14 protein-coding genes and 2 pseudogenes are annotated in these 18,552 nt (G+C 64.4%); 10 read left to right on the top strand and 6 right to left on the bottom strand.

Annotated elements, in window-relative coordinates; all coding sequences use genetic code 11:
• The first annotated feature begins 183 nt into the window (after positions 1–183).
• From ACQ86E_RS13560 to xth, 4 genes and pseudogenes are all read left to right on the top strand, one after another.
• On the top strand, positions 184–1,398 hold the full coding sequence (locus tag ACQ86E_RS13560; RefSeq protein WP_431205807.1) for an aminotransferase class I/II-fold pyridoxal phosphate-dependent enzyme: 1,215 nt from the start codon (positions 184–186) through the stop codon (positions 1,396–1,398).
• 9 nt (positions 1,399–1,407) lie between these two features.
• Positions 1,408–3,884, top strand: a pseudogene (locus ACQ86E_RS13565) (DNA translocase FtsK).
• 152 nt (positions 3,885–4,036) lie between these two features.
• Positions 4,037–4,792 carry an outer membrane lipoprotein carrier protein LolA gene (locus ACQ86E_RS13570; protein ID WP_431205808.1) on the top strand — a complete coding sequence of 252 codons (756 nt, stop codon included), beginning with the start codon at positions 4,037–4,039 and terminating at the stop codon, positions 4,790–4,792.
• Between the two features lie 123 nt (positions 4,793–4,915).
• Positions 4,916–5,731 carry an exodeoxyribonuclease III gene (gene xth, locus ACQ86E_RS13575; protein WP_431205809.1) on the top strand — a complete coding sequence of 272 codons (816 nt, stop codon included), beginning with the start codon at positions 4,916–4,918 and terminating at the stop codon, positions 5,729–5,731.
• Between the two features lie 50 nt (positions 5,732–5,781).
• Here xth and ACQ86E_RS13580 read toward each other — a convergent pair whose 3' ends face one another.
• Together ACQ86E_RS13580 and ACQ86E_RS13585 are read right to left on the bottom strand one after the other, a co-directional pair.
• Positions 5,782–6,225 carry a cyclic nucleotide-binding domain-containing protein gene (locus ACQ86E_RS13580; RefSeq protein ID WP_014438856.1) on the bottom strand — a complete coding sequence of 148 codons (444 nt, stop codon included), beginning with the start codon at positions 6,223–6,225 and terminating at the stop codon, positions 5,782–5,784.
• 59 nt (positions 6,226–6,284) lie between these two features.
• The gene (locus ACQ86E_RS13585) at positions 6,285–6,971 is read right to left on the bottom strand and encodes a response regulator transcription factor (RefSeq protein WP_008142830.1); all 687 of its coding nucleotides are present in this window, start codon (positions 6,969–6,971) and stop codon (positions 6,285–6,287) included.
• A 202-nt stretch (positions 6,972–7,173) separates the two neighbouring features.
• On the opposite strand from ACQ86E_RS13585, the gene ACQ86E_RS13590 reads away from it, so the two are divergent.
• Positions 7,174–7,743, top strand: coding sequence for a L,D-transpeptidase family protein (locus ACQ86E_RS13590; protein WP_431205810.1), 570 nt, complete (start codon positions 7,174–7,176; stop codon positions 7,741–7,743).
• 6 nt (positions 7,744–7,749) lie between these two features.
• Complete coding sequence (locus tag ACQ86E_RS13595) at positions 7,750–8,535, top strand: 2-keto-4-pentenoate hydratase (RefSeq protein ID WP_431205811.1); 786 nt, start codon at positions 7,750–7,752, stop codon at positions 8,533–8,535.
• A 70-nt stretch (positions 8,536–8,605) separates the two neighbouring features.
• Here the strand turns inward: ACQ86E_RS13595 and ACQ86E_RS13600 are convergent, their stop codons facing one another.
• Entirely contained in the window at positions 8,606–9,295 is a 690-nt protein-coding gene (locus ACQ86E_RS13600) for a YggS family pyridoxal phosphate-dependent enzyme (RefSeq protein ID WP_431205812.1), read from the bottom strand.
• Positions 9,296–9,403: 108 nt separating this feature from the next.
• Between ACQ86E_RS13600 and ACQ86E_RS13605 the strand changes: the two genes are divergently transcribed.
• A complete protein-coding gene (locus ACQ86E_RS13605) occupies positions 9,404–11,101 on the top strand; it encodes a diguanylate cyclase domain-containing protein (protein WP_431205813.1) in 1,698 nt (565 codons plus the stop codon).
• A gap of 3 nt (positions 11,102–11,104) precedes the next feature.
• Here ACQ86E_RS13605 and ACQ86E_RS13610 read toward each other — a convergent pair whose 3' ends face one another.
• The gene (locus tag ACQ86E_RS13610; RefSeq protein ID WP_431205814.1) at positions 11,105–12,151 is read right to left on the bottom strand and encodes a diguanylate cyclase; all 1,047 of its coding nucleotides are present in this window, start codon (positions 12,149–12,151) and stop codon (positions 11,105–11,107) included.
• Between the two features lie 191 nt (positions 12,152–12,342).
• Between ACQ86E_RS13610 and leuS the strand changes: the two genes are divergently transcribed.
• The 3 genes from leuS to holA all read left to right on the top strand — a co-directional run bounded on the left by leuS (position 12,343) and on the right by holA (position 16,595).
• The gene (leuS, locus tag ACQ86E_RS13615; RefSeq protein ID WP_431205815.1) at positions 12,343–14,967 is read left to right on the top strand and encodes a leucine--tRNA ligase; all 2,625 of its coding nucleotides are present in this window, start codon (positions 12,343–12,345) and stop codon (positions 14,965–14,967) included.
• The gene (lptE, locus tag ACQ86E_RS13620; RefSeq protein WP_375311809.1) at positions 14,954–15,505 is read left to right on the top strand and encodes an LPS assembly lipoprotein LptE; all 552 of its coding nucleotides are present in this window, start codon (positions 14,954–14,956) and stop codon (positions 15,503–15,505) included. The genes leuS and lptE overlap by 14 nt, the downstream gene beginning before the upstream one ends.
• A 61-nt stretch (positions 15,506–15,566) precedes the next feature.
• A complete protein-coding gene (holA, locus tag ACQ86E_RS13625; RefSeq protein ID WP_431205816.1) occupies positions 15,567–16,595 on the top strand; it encodes a DNA polymerase III subunit delta in 1,029 nt (342 codons plus the stop codon).
• A 70-nt stretch (positions 16,596–16,665) separates the two neighbouring features.
• Here the strand turns inward: holA and ACQ86E_RS13630 are convergent.
• Both ACQ86E_RS13630 and ACQ86E_RS13635 read right to left on the bottom strand, forming a co-directional pair.
• Positions 16,666–17,552, bottom strand: a pseudogene (locus tag ACQ86E_RS13630) (ParB/RepB/Spo0J family partition protein).
• A 145-nt stretch (positions 17,553–17,697) separates the two neighbouring features.
• Positions 17,698–18,552, bottom strand: a complete 855-nt coding sequence (locus ACQ86E_RS13635) for a ParA family protein (protein WP_014438846.1) — start codon at positions 18,550–18,552, stop codon at positions 17,698–17,700.

Here is an 18,552-nt window from a genome sequence, read left to right on the forward strand (position 1 = left end):
CCATCACGGGAGCTTGGCGGCCCCACGCATCCCATTGCTATCCGGCCTCATAATTCCCGGTCTGGACGGACCGGCCGACCGATGGTTAATCGCGTCTTAACCTCGCCCTATCTATGGTGAACTGAACCGCTTCCCGCCGGCGCCTTGGTGCGACCGGCTGTTCCAAGAGTGCTGGCGTCCAGAATGGCTATGACCGCTTCATCCAGTGCGCCGCAGGGCGGTGGTAGCTCCGATTCCGCGCGCTCGCCCTTCGTCCGGCTGAACGAGCTGCTGGCTCCCCATCAGCCCGGCAAGCCCCTGATTTCGCTTGCGGTTGGTGAACCCCAGCATCCCGTACCCGACTTCGTCGGCCCAGTGCTGGCCAAGCATATCGCCGATTTCGGCCGCTACCCGATGAACCAGGGCACGGAGCCGTTCCGCGCGGCGGCCAGCGCCTGGCTGTCGTCGCGCTTCAAGCTGCCGCGGCCGCTCGATCCCAAGACCGAGATTCTCGTCCTCAATGGCAGCCGCGAAGGGCTGTTCCTCGCCGCAATCGCGGCTGCGCGCTATGTCGGTCCGCGTCCGGGCAAGCCCGCCATCCTGATGCCGAACCCGTTCTATCCGGTCTATGGCGCCGGCGCCTCGGCTGCCGCTTGCGAGCAGATCTATCTGCCGACCACGGTCGAAAACGGCTTCCTGCCCGATCTCGACGCCATCGACGAAGCAACGCTCGCGCGCACGGTGGCGTTCTATCTGGCCTCGCCCGCCAACCCGCAGGGCTCGGTCGCCAAGCCCGACTATTTCAGGCGGCTGAAGCAGCTCGCCGACCGCCATGGCTTCGTGATCCTCAGCGACGAATGCTATTCCGAGATCTACACCCGCGAAGCCCCGGGCAGTGCGCTCGAATGCGCCGGTCCGGACTTCACCCGCGTGGTTGCGTTTCAGTCGCTATCGAAGCGCTCCAACCTGCCGGGCATGCGCGTCGGCTTCGCCGCCGGCGACAAGAGGTTCATCGGCATGTTCCTCGAGCTGCGCAACATCGCTGCGCCCCAGGTGCCGGTGCCGCTCCAGCATGTCGCGATCGCCGCCTACGGCGACGAGGCGCATGTCGAGGAGAACCGCAAGCTCTACCGGATCAAGTTCGATCTCGCCGACCAGATCATCGGCAATCGCTACGGCTATCGCCGGCCCGATGCCGGGTTCTGTGTCTGGCTCAACACGTCCGACATCGGCGACGACGTGTCGGTGTGCCTGAAACTCTTCAAGGAAGCAGGCGTGCGCGTGGTGCCCGGCAGCTTTTTGGCGCGGCTCCAGCCCGACGGCTTCAATCCAGGTGCGGGTTATATTCGCCTCGCGCTGGTGCAGGATGGCGAGACCACGGCGCAGGCGTTGCACCGGCTGGTCGAGACTCTGGGTTAGGCGGGGCCCATGAGCATGTCGGCGATCGAACGTGTCATTCCACTGGTCGGCCATCTGCCGCCCTCGATCCGCGAGGCGCTAGGCCGGCGCGTACGCGAACTCGCCGGCTTCGGCCTGATCACGCTGTCGGGCGTCGCCTCCGCCGCACTGATGACGTGGTCGGTGCAGGATCCCAGCCTCAGCCACGCCACCTCGCGGCCGATCCGCAACATCCTGGGTTATGCCGGCGCGATCGGCGCCGACCTTGCGATGCAGATCCTCGGGCTCGGCGCGATCATGCTGATCCTGACCGTCGCGGTCTGGGGCTGGCGCATGCTGACCCATCGCCCGTTCGACCGCGAAGCGCTGCGACTCGGCTCCTGGATTCTCTGCACGGTGATCGCAGCGGGCTTCGTCAGCTGCTGGCCGCATGGCGGCGCCTGGCCGCTGCCGACCGGCCTCGGCGGCGTGGTCGGCGATGCGCTGGTGCGCGCGCCCGCGGTGATCTTCGGACCCGCCGGCACGATCTATCGCATCGTGCTCGGCACGATCCTGTTCGCCGCAATGGCCGCGACCTTCCTGATCGCCTGCGGCCTCGGCGCACGCGAGCATGACGACGAACTCGCGGAGATCGAGGATGACGACAAGCCGCTCGACGAAGACGAAGAGGGCGATCGCGGTTCGGTGTCGCTGGGCTGGCTGTTCCACGCGCTGATGAGCACCAAGGCACGGCTGATCTGGCTGTGTGGCGCCGCTTACCGCTCACTGGTCTCGAGTGGACCGAAGACCAAGGCGGTTTCTTTCAACCGCCAGGAGCCGAATCTCGGCGGCGGCCGTGCCGCACCGTCGATCTCGCCGCAGTCCCAGGACGACGAGGACGAGCCCGAAGAAGACGTGGAAGACGAGGAGGAGGAAGAGGAAGAGCCCGCCGCGCGCGCCCCGCGCAAGAAGGCTGCACCGAAGGCCGTTTCCAAAAATCTTCCGACAAGTTCGAGCTTCCGTCCGTGTCCGTGCTGGCCGCGCCGAAGGCCGGCGATCGTCAGCCGCTCAGCAAGGCCGAGCTGGAAGCCAATTCGCGCTCGCTCGAAGGCGTACTGCAGGATTTCGGCGTGCGCGGCGAGATCGTGAAGGCCAATCCGGGTCCTGTCGTCACGCTGTACGAGCTGGAGCCCGCGCCGGGCATCAAGTCGTCGCGCGTGATCGGCCTTTCCGACGACATCGCCCGCTCGATGAGTGCGCTGTCCGCGCGTGTCGCGGTCGTTCCCGGTCGCAATGCCATCGGCATCGAGCTGCCGAACGCGCATCGCGAAAAGGTCTATCTGCGCGAGCTGCTGGTCGCCAAGGAGACCGTCGACTCGGTTGCGAAGCTGCCGCTCTGCCTCGGCAAGACCATCGGCGGCGACCCCGTCATCATCGACCTTGCGCGCACGCCGCACATGCTGATCGCCGGTACCACCGGCTCCGGCAAGTCGGTCGCGATCAACACCATGATCCTCAGCCTGGTCTACCGGCTGCGCCCGGACCAGTGCCGCCTGATCATGGTCGACCCGAAGATGCTCGAACTCTCCGTCTATGACGGCATTCCCCATCTGCTCACCCCTGTCGTGACCGATCCGAAGAAGGCGGTGGTCGCGCTGAAATGGGCGGTGCGCGAGATGGAAGAGCGCTACAAGAACATGGCCAAGCTCGGTGTACGCAACATCGACGGCTACAACACGCGCCTGCTCGAATTGAAGGCCAAGGGCGAGGAGCCGACGCGCACGGTGCACACCGGCTTCGACAAGGAGACCGGCAAGGCGATCTACGAGGAAGAGAAGCTCTCGCTCGATCCGCTGCCCTACATCGTCATCATCGTCGACGAAATGGCCGACCTGATGATGGTCGCCGGCAAGGACATCGAAGGCGCGGTACAGCGCCTCGCGCAGATGGCGCGCGCCGCCGGCCTGCACGTGATCCTCGCCACGCAGCGCCCGTCGGTCGACGTCATCACCGGCACCATCAAGGCGAACTTCCCGACCCGCATCGCCTTCCAGGTCACCTCCAAGATCGACAGCCGCACCATTTTGGGCGAGATGGGCGCCGAGCAACTGCTCGGTCAGGGCGACATGCTCTACATGGCCGGCGGCGGCCGCATCAGCCGCGTGCACGGACCGTTTGCCTCGGACGAGGAAGTCGAGAAGGTGGTGCGCCACCTCAAGACCCAGGGCCAGCCGGAATATCTCGAAGCTGTGACTGCCGAGGAGCCCACAGAGGACGAGGACGGCGGCGCGGTGTTCGACGCCAGTGGCATGGGCGCGGATGGCGGCGGCGACCTATTCCAGCAGGCCGTCGCCATCGTCAAGCGCGACCGCAAGGCCTCGACCAGCTACATCCAGCGCCGCCTGCAAATCGGCTATAACCGTGCCGCGTCCTTGATGGAGCGCATGGAACTGGAAGGCATCGTCGGACCCGCCAACCACGCCGGAAAGCGCGAGATTCTGGTCGAAGAAGAAGACAGCCATATGTGAGGCGAGCCGCCTCAGAACACTATTTCACGCAAAAACGTTATCTGCTTTTGCCTGAAATCACGCTAAAAAGACGCCCAGCCAACCAGGACGACGCGTTGATCAGACATCCGGACATTCAATTCGCTGCCACCCTCGCTGCGCGAGGCGCGCGCATGGCCGGCGTGCTTCTCGTCACCGCTGCGATGGTGACAGCAGCTTCCGTTGCGCAGACCGTGCCCGTGCCGAAGCCCGCGCCGAAGGGCCGCGATTCCGGACCAGTCGCCGGAGGGCCCGCCGTCACCGGCGCGACGCAGACACCGCCGAATCCGGTCATCCCTGATCCGCGCCGCAACGTGCCGAGCAGCATCTTCCAGACCTTCGACGCCAACCAGAAGGCACAGGCGGCCAAGGTCAGCGCCTACCTGTCCTCGCTGTCGACGCTGGTCGGGAATTTCGTCCAGGTCGGTCCCGACGGCAGCAAGACGCAGGGCGACTTCTACATCCAGAAACCCGGCAAGGTGCGCTTCGAATATGACGCCCCGAGCCCGATCGACATCGTCGCCGATGGATCGTCGCTGGTGGTGCGCGACCGCAAGCTGGCCACGCAGGACGTCTATCCGCTGTCGCAAACGCCGCTGCGCTTCCTGCTGTCCGACCGCATCGACCTGATGAAGGACACCAACGTCGTCAACGTTTCGGCCGACGACGTCTTCGTCAGCGTCACCATCGAGGAGAAGCAGGCGCTGGTCGGCACCAGCCGCCTGATGCTCATGTTCGGCGCCAAGGACGGCCAGTTGAAGCAGTGGACCGTCACCGATCCGCAGGGCTACGACACCACGATCGCGGTTTACAATCTCGACGCGACCAAGAAGCTCGATCCCGGCATGTTCAAGATCGATTTCACCAATTACGGCCAGTCGCCGGGATAAGTGCAGCGCGTAGGGTGGGCGGAGCGAAGCGTGCCCACATCGTATCCCAAGCCCGAAAAGACGGTGGGCACGGCACTTTGCGCCTTTGCCCACCCTACGAGAGCTTGCTAAGACGCATTCCTCATGCGTTTCTCCCTGACAACCTGGAACATCAATTCGGTGCGGCTGCGCATCGAACTGGTCGCGAAGTTTCTCAAGAGCGCGCGGCCGGACGTGCTGTGCCTGCAGGAGACCAAGTGCATCGACGATGCCTTTCCGCTGAAGCGCTTCAAGCGGCTCGGCTATGAGCATGTCGCGCTGAACGGACAGAAGGGCTATCACGGCGTCGCCATCGTCTCGAAGATTCCGTTCGAGTCGACGGACATCCGGACCTTCTGCGACAAGGTGGATTCGCGCCATATTTCCGTATCCTTCGGAAGCAAGGCCGACATCGCAAAGCCGCTGGTGCTGCATAATTTCTACGTTCCCGCCGGCGGCGACATTCCCGATCCCGCGCTGAACGAAAAGTTCGATCACAAGCTTCGCTTCCTCGACGAGATGAAGGCCTGCGAGCCGCTGCATCCGCGCGGAGAGGATCGCCACATCCTGGTCGGCGACCTCAACGTCGCGCCGCACGAGAACGACGTGTGGTCGCACAAGCAGCTTTTGAAGGTCGTCTCTCACACGCCCGTCGAGACCGAAAAGCTGAAGGCCGCGCTCGAAGCGGGCGAGTGGGTCGACGTCGCACGCGATCGCATCCCGATGTCGGAAAAGGTCTACACATGGTGGAGCTACCGCTCCGCCGACTGGACCGTCGGCGACCGCGGCCGCAGGCTCGACCACATCTGGGTCTCGCGCGCGCTGAAGGATGCGGTGAGCGATTTCAGGATTTTGCGCGACGCGCGGAGCTGGGAACGGCCGTCGGACCACGTGCCGGTGACGGTGACGCTGGAGGTTTGAGGTTCCGTAGCCCTGATGGAGCGAAGCGCAATCCGGGCTACCGCAGTCATTCAGGACGTCAGCTTCGCACCCGCCATCAATATATCGCTGGCGATCTGGCTGGAACGCACCGCGAATTCATCGCGCAAGCGAACCGCAGCAGCGGGATCACTCTCGAGCACGCGTTGAAACAGGCTGCGCGCGACGCGGATGACGGAGGCATGCTCGATCGCGATCGCGCTCGACGGCCGCTTCATCGGCACCACCAGCGCGAGCTCGCCGATCAGCGCGCCGGGACCCGCAATCATTTCGGCACCGGCCCCGTCGTCAACCCGGAAGGCGCCGCGCTGGACCACGTAGCCGGCATCGGCATCGTCGCCGAGATTGAACAGGACGTCGCCGCGGACGAAGTTACGCTGCTCGGAGCCGATCGCCAGCATGCGCAACGAGGCGTCTCCCAACAGGCGCAGTGTCGGGACACGCTCGAGAAGCGCTACGTCGTCGTCGATTGACATTCAGGTCCGGAGCTCAAAGGGCATGCGATCTAAAACGATTCGCACGCCCCTGAAGCGTATCACGGCACCAGCTTGTAGCCACCGGCTTCCGTGACCAGGATTTCCGGGTTGGCGGCGTCCTTCTCGATCTTCTGGCGGAGGCGGTAGATGTGGGTTTCCAGCGTGTGGGTGGTGACGCCGGAATTATAACCCCAGACCTCCTGAAGCAGCGTCTCGCGCGAGACCGGCATCTGGCCGGCCCGGTAGAGGAAGCGAAGGATCGCTGTTTCCTTCTCGGTGAGGCGGACCTTGCGCGCATTGGCCGCGGTCAGCATCTTCGAGCCGGGGCGGAAGGAGTAGGGGCCGACCGAAAACACCGCGTCCTCGCTGGCCTCGTGCTGGCGCAGCTGGGCGCGGATGCGGGCCAGCAACACGGCGAAACGGAAGGGTTTTGCGACGTAGTCGTTGGCGCCGGATTCCAGCCCCAAAATCGTGTCGGAATCGGTGTCATGCCCCGTCAGCATGATGATCGGGGCCTTGAAGCCGCCCTTGCGCAGGGAGCGGACAACCTCGCGGCCGTCGGTGTCGGGCAGGCCGACATCCATCAGGACGAGATCGGGGGAATTGGCCTTCGCGGCGCTCGCGCCCTTGGCGCCGGTATCGACGGCGGAGGCTTCGAATTCTTCGTGCAGCGATAATTGCTCCACCAACGTGTCGCGCAGATCGGTATCGTCATCCACGATGAGGATCTTGCGGGCATTGGCCATAGGGGGTCATCCTTTTGGAGTCCGGCTCGGCGCGCATGCATGCTGCACCCAGCCGCGAGAGAAAGTTAGGGGTCGCCGTTATTATTGTTGTTCGTGTTGAAGTAGTGGGCCGTTACCGATTCACAAGCCAGAAGCACTCTAACCCAGAATAGCAGGCCGTTTTGATGAATGTCCTGTAATGAATTCGACATCGCACGCTCACATGAAAAATAAAGCTAAGTCAGTTGGTTACACCAGGAATCGGAGCTCGGGGCCGCTTCCGGCGATCCGCGTTAAGCCTGCTGCGGGGAATCCGCGCCGGGGCTGGCTGACGGCAGGACCGTTGACGATTCCGGTGGCGCTGGGGCGCGGCGGTATCCTGGCCAACAAGCGCGAGGGCGATGGCGGCACCCCGAGGGGCAGCTTCCGTCCCAGGCAATTATGGTGGCGGGGCGACCGGCACCGCCGCCCGCAGACCTTCCTGCCTGCACGGACCATCGGCGACACCGACGCCTGGTGCGAGGACCCCAAGAACCGCCATTACAATCAGCCGATCCGGCTCGATCGGGAGCAGGGCGGTGACCGGCTCAAGCGAGCCGACCAACTCTATGACTTCATCATCGAAATCGACCACAATACCCGGCCGCGGATCGCCGGCCGCGGCAGCGCCGTGTTCCTGCATCTGGCGCGCGACAATTTCGGCCCGACCGCGGGCTGCGTCTCCATGACCAGGGCGGCCATGCTGCAATTGCTGCGACGGCTTGGGCCAAGAACAAAAATCATCATCGGGTGAGGACACATGCTCGACAAGGACCAGATCGCCGCCGCATCGCGCCTGCTCGTCCAGCACTGGCGCGACGGCACCAAGCTTGACGCGCTGGAGACAAAGTTGCGGCCGCAGAACCGTGCAGACGGTTACGCCATCCAGGCCGAGCTCGAAACGCAGTCGCTTGGAAAACTGTTCGGCTGGAAGATCGCGGCGACGAGCGAGGCCGGGCAGAAGCACATCAATGTCGCGGGCCCGCTGGCCGGTCGCATCATGAGCGACACACTGATCGCCGATGGCGGCACCGCGTCGATGAAGGGCAACGAGATGCGCGTCGGCGAGCCGGAATTCGCCTTCCGCATGAGCCGCGAGCTGCCGCCGCGCGCGACACCGTACAGCGTCGACGACGTGCTCGCCGCCGTCGATACCCTGCACCCCGCGATCGAGATTCCCGATTCGCGCTTTGCCGACTTTGTTGGCGCGGGCGAGGCGCAGCTCATAGCGGACAATGCCTGTGCGCATCAGTTCGTGCTGGGTACAGCAACATCAGCAAATTGGCGCGCGATGGATCTCGTCGAGGAGCGGCCGCAGATCACGCTACGCGGCCAGCACTACACCGGCCACGGCAAGAACGTGCTCGGCGATCCCCGTGTTGCCCTGGCGTGGCTTGCCAACGAGCTGCGCGGGCTCGGCATCACCTTGCGGGCAGGGGAGGTGGTGACGACAGGCACATGCCATCCGCCGCTGCCGATTCAAGCCGGGGATTATTTTGCGGTGGACTTTGGCGTGCTGGGGAAAGTGTCGGTGGGGTTTGTGTAACCACCACCGTCATTGCGAGCAACGACGAACTCAATAGCAGTTGCTTGGCGCAATCCCTCGCAAACGGCGACTACCGGTGCCCGAAGATCGCGCTCCCCACGCGGACGTGGGTGGCGCCGAGCATGATGGCTGTGGCGAAGTCCGCACTCATGCCCATCGAGAGTTTCTTCAGTCCGTTACGCTCCGCGATCTTGGCGGTCAGCGCAAAATGTGCGGCCGGCGGCTCGTCGACCGGCGGAATGCACATCAAGCCGGAAATCGTCAGCCCATAAGTGTCGCGGCAGCTCGCGATGAAGGCGTCGGCCTCGCCAGGGGCGATACCGGCCTTCTGCGGCTCCTCGCCGATATTGATCTGGACGAACAGTTCCGGATGCCTGTTCTGGGAATCGATTTCCTTGGCTAACGCCTGGCAAATGCTCGGGCGGTCAACCGAATGGATGGCATCGAACAGCGCGACCGCCTCTTTTGCCTTGTTGGATTGCAGCGGACCGATCAGATGCAGTGCGATATCCGGGTAAGCAGAGATTAACGCCGGCCACTTGCCCTTGGCCTCCTGCACGCGATTTTCGCCGAATACGCGCTGTCCGGCGGCAATGACCGGCATAATTGCATCTGCCGCGAACGTCTTAGACACTGCGATCAGCGTCACCGAAGCGCGCTCGCGCCGCGCGTCCTTGCAGGCGCGCGCGATTTCGGCTTCGACCGCGGCGAGCGCGTTTGGTGAATGGCCGGTTACCGGCGCGGCGTTGGCGTCTGTCATGAGGTCGATTGTCTTCGATCGTAACCGAGGTAGGTCCAATTTTACCGAGTTCAAGAAAGAGTTTTTGAACCCTTCGCTTTACCTTGGCCCGCGGGGTGGGTAGCGAAGATGGCAAACGTCAGTTTCAACCGCAAACGAGCGAAACTCAAGCAGGTTCTCGGAATCCGGGCGCGGCTGGCGTTGCTCGCGGTGATTCTTGTGACGCCCTTGATGTTCGAGCGCATCCGTTCGCTCGAGGACACGCGCGCGCGGCAGATCGCGCAGGCCACGGCCGAGTTCACGACGGTCGCAAGGCACAGCGCCGACGCGCAGCGCGAGGTGATCTCGTCGGTCGAGACCATCCTGAAATCGGAAGCTTTCATCCGGGCATCCGCCGGCGGCATCAGCAAGAGCTGCGACGTGCTGCGCGCGAGCCTGCCGTCGAACCTTCCCTGGATCCGCACGCTGCTGATCGCGGGCCAGGAAGGCCGCATCCAGTGCGCCACCAACAACATGTATGTCGGCCTCGACCTCAGCGACCGGCCCTACTTCCAGCAGGCGCAGGAGACCGGCCGCTTCGTGCTGAGCGATTTCATTCTATCGCGGCCCGCGCAGACGCCGACCGTCATGGCGGTCTTTCCGGTCTCCGCCTTCAGCGGCACGGCGGATGCCGTCGTGCTTGCGACCGTCAACCTCGACTGGATGTCGAAGGTCATGAACAATCTCGGCGGCCGCGCCGGGATCACCGCCGTGCTGGTCGATAGCGCCGGCACCGTGCTGGCGGCGCCGGCCGACCAGCACAGCGCTATCGGCCGCCCCCTCGACAACATGCCGCTGATGTCCGCGATCGCCGACAAGGCACTGCGGTCGAACCAGGACGAGGGATCGCTCTCTTTCCTTGCCGCCGACGGCTCCCGGCGCGCGGTCAGCTACATCCGCATCGCCGGCACCAATGCCCGCCTGATCGCGAGCATCGACGAAGACAAGGTGTCCGCGGCAGTCAGCCGCGATATCCGCACGGCCTATCTTCAGCTCGCGTTCGTCGTCGTGTTCGTCCTGCTCGGCGCGCTGATTGCCGCCGAGAAGCTCGTGATCAAGCCGATCGAGATGCTCGCCGACATGGCCAAGCGCCTCGGCCAAGGCGACCTTTCGGCGCGCGCGGCGCGCAACCGCCTGCCGGCCGAGTTTGTACCGCTGGCCCGCGCGTTCAACGCGATGGCCGCGCAGCTCAGCCAGCGCGAGCGCGAGCTGATCGCGAGCAACGACCGCCTGACGGTGATGGCCTCGATCGACATGCTGTCGGGGCTCAACAACCGCCGCGGCTTCCAGAGCCGGCTCGATTTCGAGTGGATGCGCGCGCAGCAATATGACAGCGACCTCGCGCTGCTGATGATCGACGTCGACCACTTCAAGCTGTTCAACGACACCTATGGCCATCTCGAAGGCGATTCCTGCCTGACCCGCCTGGGCGAATCGCTGTCCGGCATCGCCGCCGACACGATGGGCTTTGCGGCGCGCTATGGCGGCGAGGAGTTCTGCCTGCTGCTGCCCAACACCGACGTGAACCGCGCCGTCGAGATCGGCGAACAGGTACGCGCGGCGGTGCTGAGACTTTGCCTGCCGCACATCACCTCGGCGCACATGATCGTCACCGTCTCGATCGGTGTTGCCGCCGCGAAGCCCAACGAGACCCTACGCCCCGGCGATCTCATCGAAGCCGCGGACGCTGCGCTCTACGCCGCAAAACATCGCGGCCGCAACAATGTCGTCGAGCATGGCGTGCAGGCGATCGAGAACGGCGCAGCCGACATGATGATGGCGGGTTGATCGCTAACCCGCAGCGCCGGCGCGATCGAGATCGCTCTCCGTCACCACGCGATTGCGGCCGCCGCCCTTGGCGAGATAGAGCGCGCGGTCGCAGCGCTCGATCAGATCGGTGATGGCTTCGCCGGTCCGGTACTGCGCCACACCGATCGACACGCTGATGCTGGGCAGCATCTCGCCGGTCGAGCGCCGCGTGATCGTGCATTCGGCGATCGCGCGCCTGATGACCTCGGCGATCTCGGCGCAAATGGCGAGATCGGCATCCGGCAGCACGGCGATCAGTTCCTCGCCGCCATAGCGCGCCGGCAGATCCTGCTGACGAACCTTTTCGCGCAGCACCCGCGCCATCAGCCGCAGCACCTGGTCGCCGATGCTGTGACCGAAATTGTCGTTGAAGGTCTTGAAGTGGTCGATGTCGAGCATCAAAACGCTGAGCGGCTCGCCCCAGTCGGCCGTCGTCTGCGCCTTGCGCAGGAATTCGTCGAGCGCCCGCCGGTTTGCGAGGCCCGTCAGCATATCCGTCCGGGCGCGCTCCTCGGATTTGGAGAGCGAATCGCGGATCACGTCGAGCTCTCGGGTCTTCTCCGCAAAGCCTGCCTCGAGCCGTGTCGCCCGCGTGGCGGCGCGTGCCAGCTCGTTCATGAGCTGTCCGACCAGCGCCTTCGGATCGACGCCGGCGTTGCCCTGGTCGGTCACCTGGCTGATCGCCTGCATCTGGGATTGGTTGTCAGCGATCGCGGTCGCCAGAAACTCCTTCGCCGCTCCCATCAGGGTATGCAGCCGTTCGGACGTGTTGGCGACGACGGCATTTACCTGGGGTGCGACATAGGTCTCGAACAGATCCCGATTGGTCCCAGCATCGAATCGGCGATTGTGGTTGATCAGGAGATCGACGGCATTGCGCAAATCGTCCTGGCTGCCTGCAAAATACCGGAACCAGACGGCAAAATTGGCCGGCGTCGGCGGAATCCGCTGCTCGGCCATGCTCCGCATCGCCCGTCCGGCGATGGACGCGGCATAATCATGGTCGATATCTTCGAATCCTGTATCCATTGCCTGTCTGGTGCTGTTGGCAGTCAACCTCGCACTGACCCCTTAATCCGATCCGAATTGTCTGCTCCGTACTTTTGCGGAGCAGCATTGCGGAGCGCCGCCGCCAGCGGCAACCCATTGACCCCCTGAGGACTTCTATGGCCTAGTCCGCCGTCTTTAGGCGGCCCAAACCACGAAAATCGAACGATTCCATGACCTCCGAACGCTACAACGCCCGCGACGCCGAACCGCGCTGGCAGGCTGCCTGGGACGAACAGGCGATCTTCGTCTCCAGGAACGACGACTCGCGGCCGAAATACTATGTGCTCGAGATGTTCCCCTACCCGTCCGGGCGCATCCATATCGGCCATGTCCGCAATTACACGCTCGGCGACGTGCTGGCCCGCTTCAAGCGCGCCATGGGGTTCAACGTGCTGCACCCGATGGGCTGGGACGCGTTCGGCCTGCCGGCCGAGAACGCCGCCATCGAGCGCAAGGTCGCCCCGAAGGCCTGGACCTACGACAACATCGCCGCGATGAAGAAGCAGCTCCGCTCGATCGGGCTGTCGCTGGACTGGAGCCGGGAGATCGCGACCTGCGACCCCAGCTACTACAAGCATCAGCAGAAGATGTTTTTGGACATGCTCGCCGCCGGCCTCGCCGAGCGCGAGAAGCGCAAGCTCAATTGGGATCCGGTCGACATGACCGTGCTCGCCAACGAGCAGGTGATCGACGGCCGCGGCTGGCGCTCGGGTGCCGTTGTCGAACAGCGCGAGATGAGCCAGTGGGTCTTCAAGATCACGAAGTACTCGCAGGAGCTGCTGTCGGCGCTGGATGGGCTGGACCGCTGGCCCGACAAGGTGCGGCTGATGCAGCGCAACTGGATCGGCCGCTCCGAGGGCCTCTTGATCCGTTTCGCACTGGATGCGGCGACGACGCCCGCCGGCGAAAAAGAGCTGAATATATTCACGACACGCCCCGACACGTTGTTCGGCGCAAAATTCATGGCGATCTCGGCAGATCATCCGCTGGCGCAGGCAGCGGCCGCAAAGAACCCCAAACTCGCTGAGTTCATTGCCGACATCAAGAAGATCGGCACCGCGCAGTCGATCATCGACACCGCGGAGAAGCAGGGTTTTGACACCGGCATCCGCGCGGTACATCCGTTCGACCCGAACTGGAAGCTGCCGGTCTATGTCGCCAACTTCGTGCTGATGGAATACGGCACCGGCGCCATCTTCGGCTGCCCCGCGCACGACCAGCGCGACCTCGACTTCGTCAACAAGTACGCCCTCGGCAACACGCCGGTCGTCTGCCCCGAGGGCCAGGATCCCAAGACGTTCGTCATCACCGACACCGCCTATGACGGTGACGGCCGCATGATCAATTCGCGCTTCCTCGACGGCATGACCATCGATCAGGCCAAGGACGAGGTTGCAAAACGCCTCGAAACCGAGCTGCGCGGCAACGCGCCGGTCGGCGAGCGGCAGGTCAATTTCCGCCTGCGCGACTGGGGCATTTCGCGCCAGCGCTATTGGGGCTGCCCGATTCCGGTGATCCACTGTCCGAAATGCGACGTGGTGCCGGTGCCGGCTACCGATCTGCCGGTGGTGCTGCCGGAGGATGTCAGCTTCGACAAGCCGGGCAACGCGCTCGATCATCACCCGACCTGGAAGCACGTCGCCTGCCCGAAATGCGGGGCCAAGGCACAGCGCGAAACCGATACCATGGACACCTTCGTGGATTCGTCCTGGTACTTCGCCCGCTTCACTGATCCCTGGAACGAGGCCGCGCCGACGACGCCCGCCATCGCCAACCGGATGCTGCCGGTCGACCAGTATATCGGCGGCGTCGAGCACGCGATCCTGCATCTGCTCTACAGCCGCTTCTTCACCCGTGCGATGAAGGCGACCGGGCATATTGCGCTGGACGAGCCGTTCGCCGGCATGTTCACGCAGGGCATGGTGGTGCACGAGACCTATCAGAAGGCCGACGGCACCTATGTGCAGCCGGCCGAGGTGAAGATCGAGGTCGGCGGCAACGGGCGCCGCGCCACGCTGCTGACGACGGGCGAAGACATCCAGATCGGTGCGATCGAGAAGATGTCGAAGTCCAAGAAGAACACGGTCGATCCCGACGACATCATCGAGACCTACGGCGCCGACGTCGCCCGCTGGTTCATGCTGTCGGACTCGCCGCCCGACCGCGACGTGATCTGGAGCGACGAGCGCGTCCAGGGCGCCTCGCGCTTCGTACAGCGGCTGTGGCGGCTGGTGAATGACGCGGCGGAACTCGGCAAGGGCGCGCCGGCTGCTCGGCCGGCTTCGTTCGGGCCTGATGCAACCGCCTTGCGCAAGGCCGCCCATGGGGCACTGGACAAGGTCACCAGCGGTATCGAGCGGCTGCACTTCAATGTGTGCCTGGCCCATATCCGCGAGTTCGCCAATGCGTTCTCGGAGATCCTCCAGCGTCCGGGTCAACCCGCCCCCGACCTGGTCTGGGCGATCCGGGAGGCCAGCCAGATCCTGGTCCAGCTGTTCTCCCCGATGATGCCGCATCTGGCCGAGGAGTGCTGGCAGGCCCTGGGCCACAGCGGGCTGGTTTCGGAGGCCAATTGGCCCCAAATCGAACGCGATTTGCTGGTTGAAGACACCGTGACCCTGGTGGTCCAGGTCAACGGCAAGAAGCGGGGCGAGGTCACAGTTGCAACAGCGGCCCAGAATCCGGAAATCGAGGCTGCCGTTTTGGCCCTCGATGCGGTAAAACTAGCCTTGGACGGCAAGCCCGTCCGCAAGGTGATCGTCGTCCCCAAGAGGATCGTGAATGTTGTCGGCTAGGATCCGCATCGCAGCCCGCCTGCTGGCAGTCGCCGCTCTGGCGGCGCTGACGGCCGGCTGCTTCCAGCCGATGTATGCCGAGCGTACCGACGGCACACCCGGCCTTCGCGAGAAGCTGATGGGGGTCGATCTGCCGCCGATCGCCAAGGCCAACGCCTCGCGCGAGGCGCGCATCGGTGTCGAGGTCCGCAACGCTCTGGCTTTCAAGCTGTACGGCACGGCCACCGGCATGCCGCCGACCCACCGTCTTGAGATCCGCTTCACGACCAACAAGTCGTCGCTGATCGTCGATCCCAATACCGGCCTGCCGAGCAGCGAAAACTACGGCATCGACGCCCAGTACAACCTGATCGAAGTCGTGACCAACAAGTCGGTGATGACCGGAACGACGTTCTCGCGCGTGTCCTACGATATGCCCGGCTCGTATCAGCGCTTCGCCCGCAACCGCGCCCTGCGCGATGCGGAGGATCGTGCCGCAAACGAGATCGCCGAGAACATCACGACGCGGCTCGCCTCGTTCTTTACTGCGGGTACGTAGTTCATTCCTGTCATTCCGGGGCTCGCGCTTCGAGCGCAGGGCATGACGACTTCGAGGCGGCATGGTCGCACTCCGCGGAAAAGAGATCGACGCCTTCCTCGCCCGCCCCGATGCGGGCCGGCCGATCATCCTGCTCTACGGTCCCGACGCCGGCCTCGTGCGCGAGCGCGCCGATGCGCTGATCGCCTCCGCCGTCGACGATCCCAACGATCCTTTCGCGATGGTCAAGCTCGACGGCGACGAGCTCTCGGCCGAGCCGTCGCGTCTGGTCGATGAAGCCATGACGGTGCCGCTGTTCGGCGGCCGCCGCGCCATCCGAGTCCGTGCCGGCTCGCGCAGCTTTGCCAGCGGTATCGACACGCTGGCGGAGATGGGCGTGAAGGATTGCCGGATCGTGATCGAGGCCGGCGAGCTGCGCCCGGAGTCGCCGCTGCGCAAGGCCTGCGAGCGCGCCAAGACGGCCGTGGCGATCGGCTGCTATCCCGACACCGAGCGCGATCTTGCCAAGCTGATGGACGACGAACTCCGCATCGCGAATTTGCGCATCGCACAGGATGCCCGCGCGGCACTGATGTCGTTTCTCGGCGGCGACCGCCAGGCCTCGCGCAATGAGCTGCGCAAGCTCACCCTCTATGCGCATGGAAAAGGCGAAATCACGCTGGATGACGTGATGGCCGTGGTCGCCGATGCATCCGAGCTGAAGCTCGATCCGATCGTCGATGGCGCCTTCGCCGGCCGGCCCGATGTCGTCGAAACCGAATTCGCAAAGGCCATGATCGCCGGGACCTACCCCGGCGTGATCATCTCCGCGGCGCAGCGCCAGGCCGCGTGGCTGCACAAATCGGCACTTGCTATTGCCGACGGCCAGCCTGCATCGTCCGTGCTCGACGGCGGCTATCCACGGCTGCATTTTTCGCGAAAACCGGCCGTCGAAACCGCGCTGCGCAATTTCAGCGTGACGCGGCTCGCTGCAATCATCGAGCAGCTCGCGACGGCCGCGCTCGACACCCGCAAGCAATCCACCCTCGCCGCCGCCATCGCGCAGCGTACGCTGATGGCGATCGCCGCGAACGCAAAGCGGCGGGGGTAAGCTTTCTCGACTCGTCATTGCGAGGAGCGCAAGCGACGAAGTAATGACGAGGAGAGAGCGGGAATGACGGCTAGATCGCGCCCTTCGCCAGCCGCTTCATCACCTCGTCGAGCTGGTCGAGGTTGCGGTAGTTGATCTGCACGGATCCACCGGGATCGCGGTGACTGACCGTGACCTTGAGGCCGAGCGCATCGCTGACGCGCTTTTCCAGATCGATCGTGTCGGGGTCCTTTTCCTTCCCCCAGGGCTGCGCGCCTTCTGCGGCTTGCGCTCCGGCACGCCCTCCTCGTGCGCCAGCGCTTCGGCCTGACGGACGTTAAGGCCCTCCTCGACGATGCGCTTGGCAGCAGCGAGCGGATCGGGAACGCCGATCAGCGCGCGGGCGTGGCCTGCCGTCAGCTCACCGGTCGCGATGAAGGCTTGCACCTCGGCCGGCAATTTCGTGAGCCGCATCATGTTGGCGACGTGGCTGCGGCTCTTGCCGACGACTTTTGCGATGTCGTCCTGGCTGCGTTTGAACTCGTTGGCGAGCGCATGGTAGCCCTGCGCCTCTTCCATCGGATTGAGGTCTTCGCGCTGCACGTTCTCGACGATCGCGAATTCCAGCGCATCGCTGTCGCTGATGTCGACCGGCACGATCGGCACGTCGTGAAGGCCGGCCATCTGCGAGGCACGCCAGCGCCGTTCGCCGGCAATGATCTCGAAGCGATCCTGCGCGCCCTTCACGGGGCGCACGACGATCGGCTGTATCACGCCGTGCTGCTTGATCGACTCGGACAGCTCCTTGAGTTCGGTGTCCGAAAAGGTGCGGCGCGGGTTGCGTGGGTTGGGCTTGATGAATTCAATCGGCACCTTGCGCTGCGCACGCGGGCGATCGACATGCTGCGCCTCGCCGCCGACGTCACCGATCAGACTTGCAAGACCGCGGCCCAGTCGCGAACGCGCTTCATCGGCCATCGCCAGCTCCCTTGGATTCACGGTGCAACACTCCAGAACTGAATTGTCGTAGGGTGGGCAAAGCGAAGCGTGCCCACCAGTTGTTTATGTGCGGAAGATGGTGGGCACGGCGAAGACGCCTTTGCCCACCCTACGGCACTACGCATCAATGCGTCACGCGCAGCTCGCGCTCGCGCTGGATCACTTCCGTAGCGAGCCGCAAGTACGCTTCGCTACCGACGCATTTGAGATCGTAGACCAGCACCGGCTTGCCGTAGGACGGCGCTTCCGAAATGCGCACGTTGCGCGGGATCATGGTCTTGTAGACCTTCTCGCCCATGAACTGACGGACGTCGGCGACGACCTGGTTCGAGAGGTTGTTGCGCGAGTCGAACATGGTCAGCACGATGCCGTGGATCGACAGGTTCGGATTGAGCGTCGAACGCACCTGCTCCACCGTCTGGAGCAATTGCGACAGACCTTCCAGCGCGAAGAACTCGCACTGGAGCGGCACCAGGATCGCGTCCGACGCCGCCATCGCATTCACCGTGAGCAGGTTGAGCGAGGGCGGGCAGTCGATCAGCACATAGGTGTAGTCGGCGTCCGGCGAGACGTTGTTGTTGAGCGCGCCGATGGCGTCGCGCAGCTTGAAAGCGCGGCCCGGCGTGGTGCCGAGCTCGAGCTCGAGGCCGGACAGATCCATGGTCGAGGGCGCGATATGCAGCCGCGGCACCGCGGTCGAGACCACGGCTTCACGCAAGCTCGATTCGCCGATCAGCACGTCGTAGGTCGAGCAGGACCGGTTGCGGCGGTCGATGCCGAGGCCGGTCGAGGCATTGCCCTGCGGATCGAGATCGACGATCAGGACACGCTCGCCAATCGCCGCGAGTGCCGTACCGAGGTTGATCGCCGTGGTTGTTTTTCCCACGCCGCCCTTCTGATTCGCCAGCGCCAGGATGCGCGGGTGGCCCTGCGGGACCTCGGCGGCTTGTTGTTGCTGCGGCTCGTCAATCACGCTCAT

This window comes from Bradyrhizobium betae (assembly GCF_050632175.1).
Classification (GTDB): Bacteria; Pseudomonadota; Alphaproteobacteria; order Rhizobiales; family Xanthobacteraceae; genus Bradyrhizobium; species Bradyrhizobium betae_B.

Coding starts and splice junctions, on each gene's coding strand:
- ACQ86E_RS13590 (WP_431205810.1), top strand. CDS start 7,174: ATGAAAAATAAAGCTAAGTCAGTTGGTTACACCAGGAATCGGAGCTCG.
- ACQ86E_RS13560 (WP_431205807.1), top strand. CDS start 184: ATGGCTATGACCGCTTCATCCAGTGCGCCGCAGGGCGGTGGTAGCTCC.
- ACQ86E_RS13605 (WP_431205813.1), top strand. CDS start 9,404: ATGGCAAACGTCAGTTTCAACCGCAAACGAGCGAAACTCAAGCAGGTT.
- xth (WP_431205809.1), top strand. CDS start 4,916: ATGCGTTTCTCCCTGACAACCTGGAACATCAATTCGGTGCGGCTGCGC.
- leuS (WP_431205815.1), top strand. CDS start 12,343: ATGACCTCCGAACGCTACAACGCCCGCGACGCCGAACCGCGCTGGCAG.
- ACQ86E_RS13610 (WP_431205814.1), bottom strand. CDS start 12,151: ATGGATACAGGATTCGAAGATATCGACCATGATTATGCCGCGTCCATC.
- ACQ86E_RS13585 (WP_008142830.1), bottom strand. CDS start 6,971: ATGGCCAATGCCCGCAAGATCCTCATCGTGGATGACGATACCGATCTG.
- ACQ86E_RS13570 (WP_431205808.1), top strand. CDS start 4,037: ATGGCCGGCGTGCTTCTCGTCACCGCTGCGATGGTGACAGCAGCTTCC.
- holA (WP_431205816.1), top strand. CDS start 15,567: ATGGTCGCACTCCGCGGAAAAGAGATCGACGCCTTCCTCGCCCGCCCC.
- lptE (WP_375311809.1), top strand. CDS start 14,954: ATGTTGTCGGCTAGGATCCGCATCGCAGCCCGCCTGCTGGCAGTCGCC.
- ACQ86E_RS13580 (WP_014438856.1), bottom strand. CDS start 6,225: ATGTCAATCGACGACGACGTAGCGCTTCTCGAGCGTGTCCCGACACTG.
- ACQ86E_RS13600 (WP_431205812.1), bottom strand. CDS start 9,295: ATGACAGACGCCAACGCCGCGCCGGTAACCGGCCATTCACCAAACGCG.
- ACQ86E_RS13595 (WP_431205811.1), top strand. CDS start 7,750: ATGCTCGACAAGGACCAGATCGCCGCCGCATCGCGCCTGCTCGTCCAG.
- ACQ86E_RS13635 (WP_014438846.1), bottom strand. CDS start 18,552: ATGAGCGTGATTGACGAGCCGCAGCAACAACAAGCCGCCGAGGTCCCG.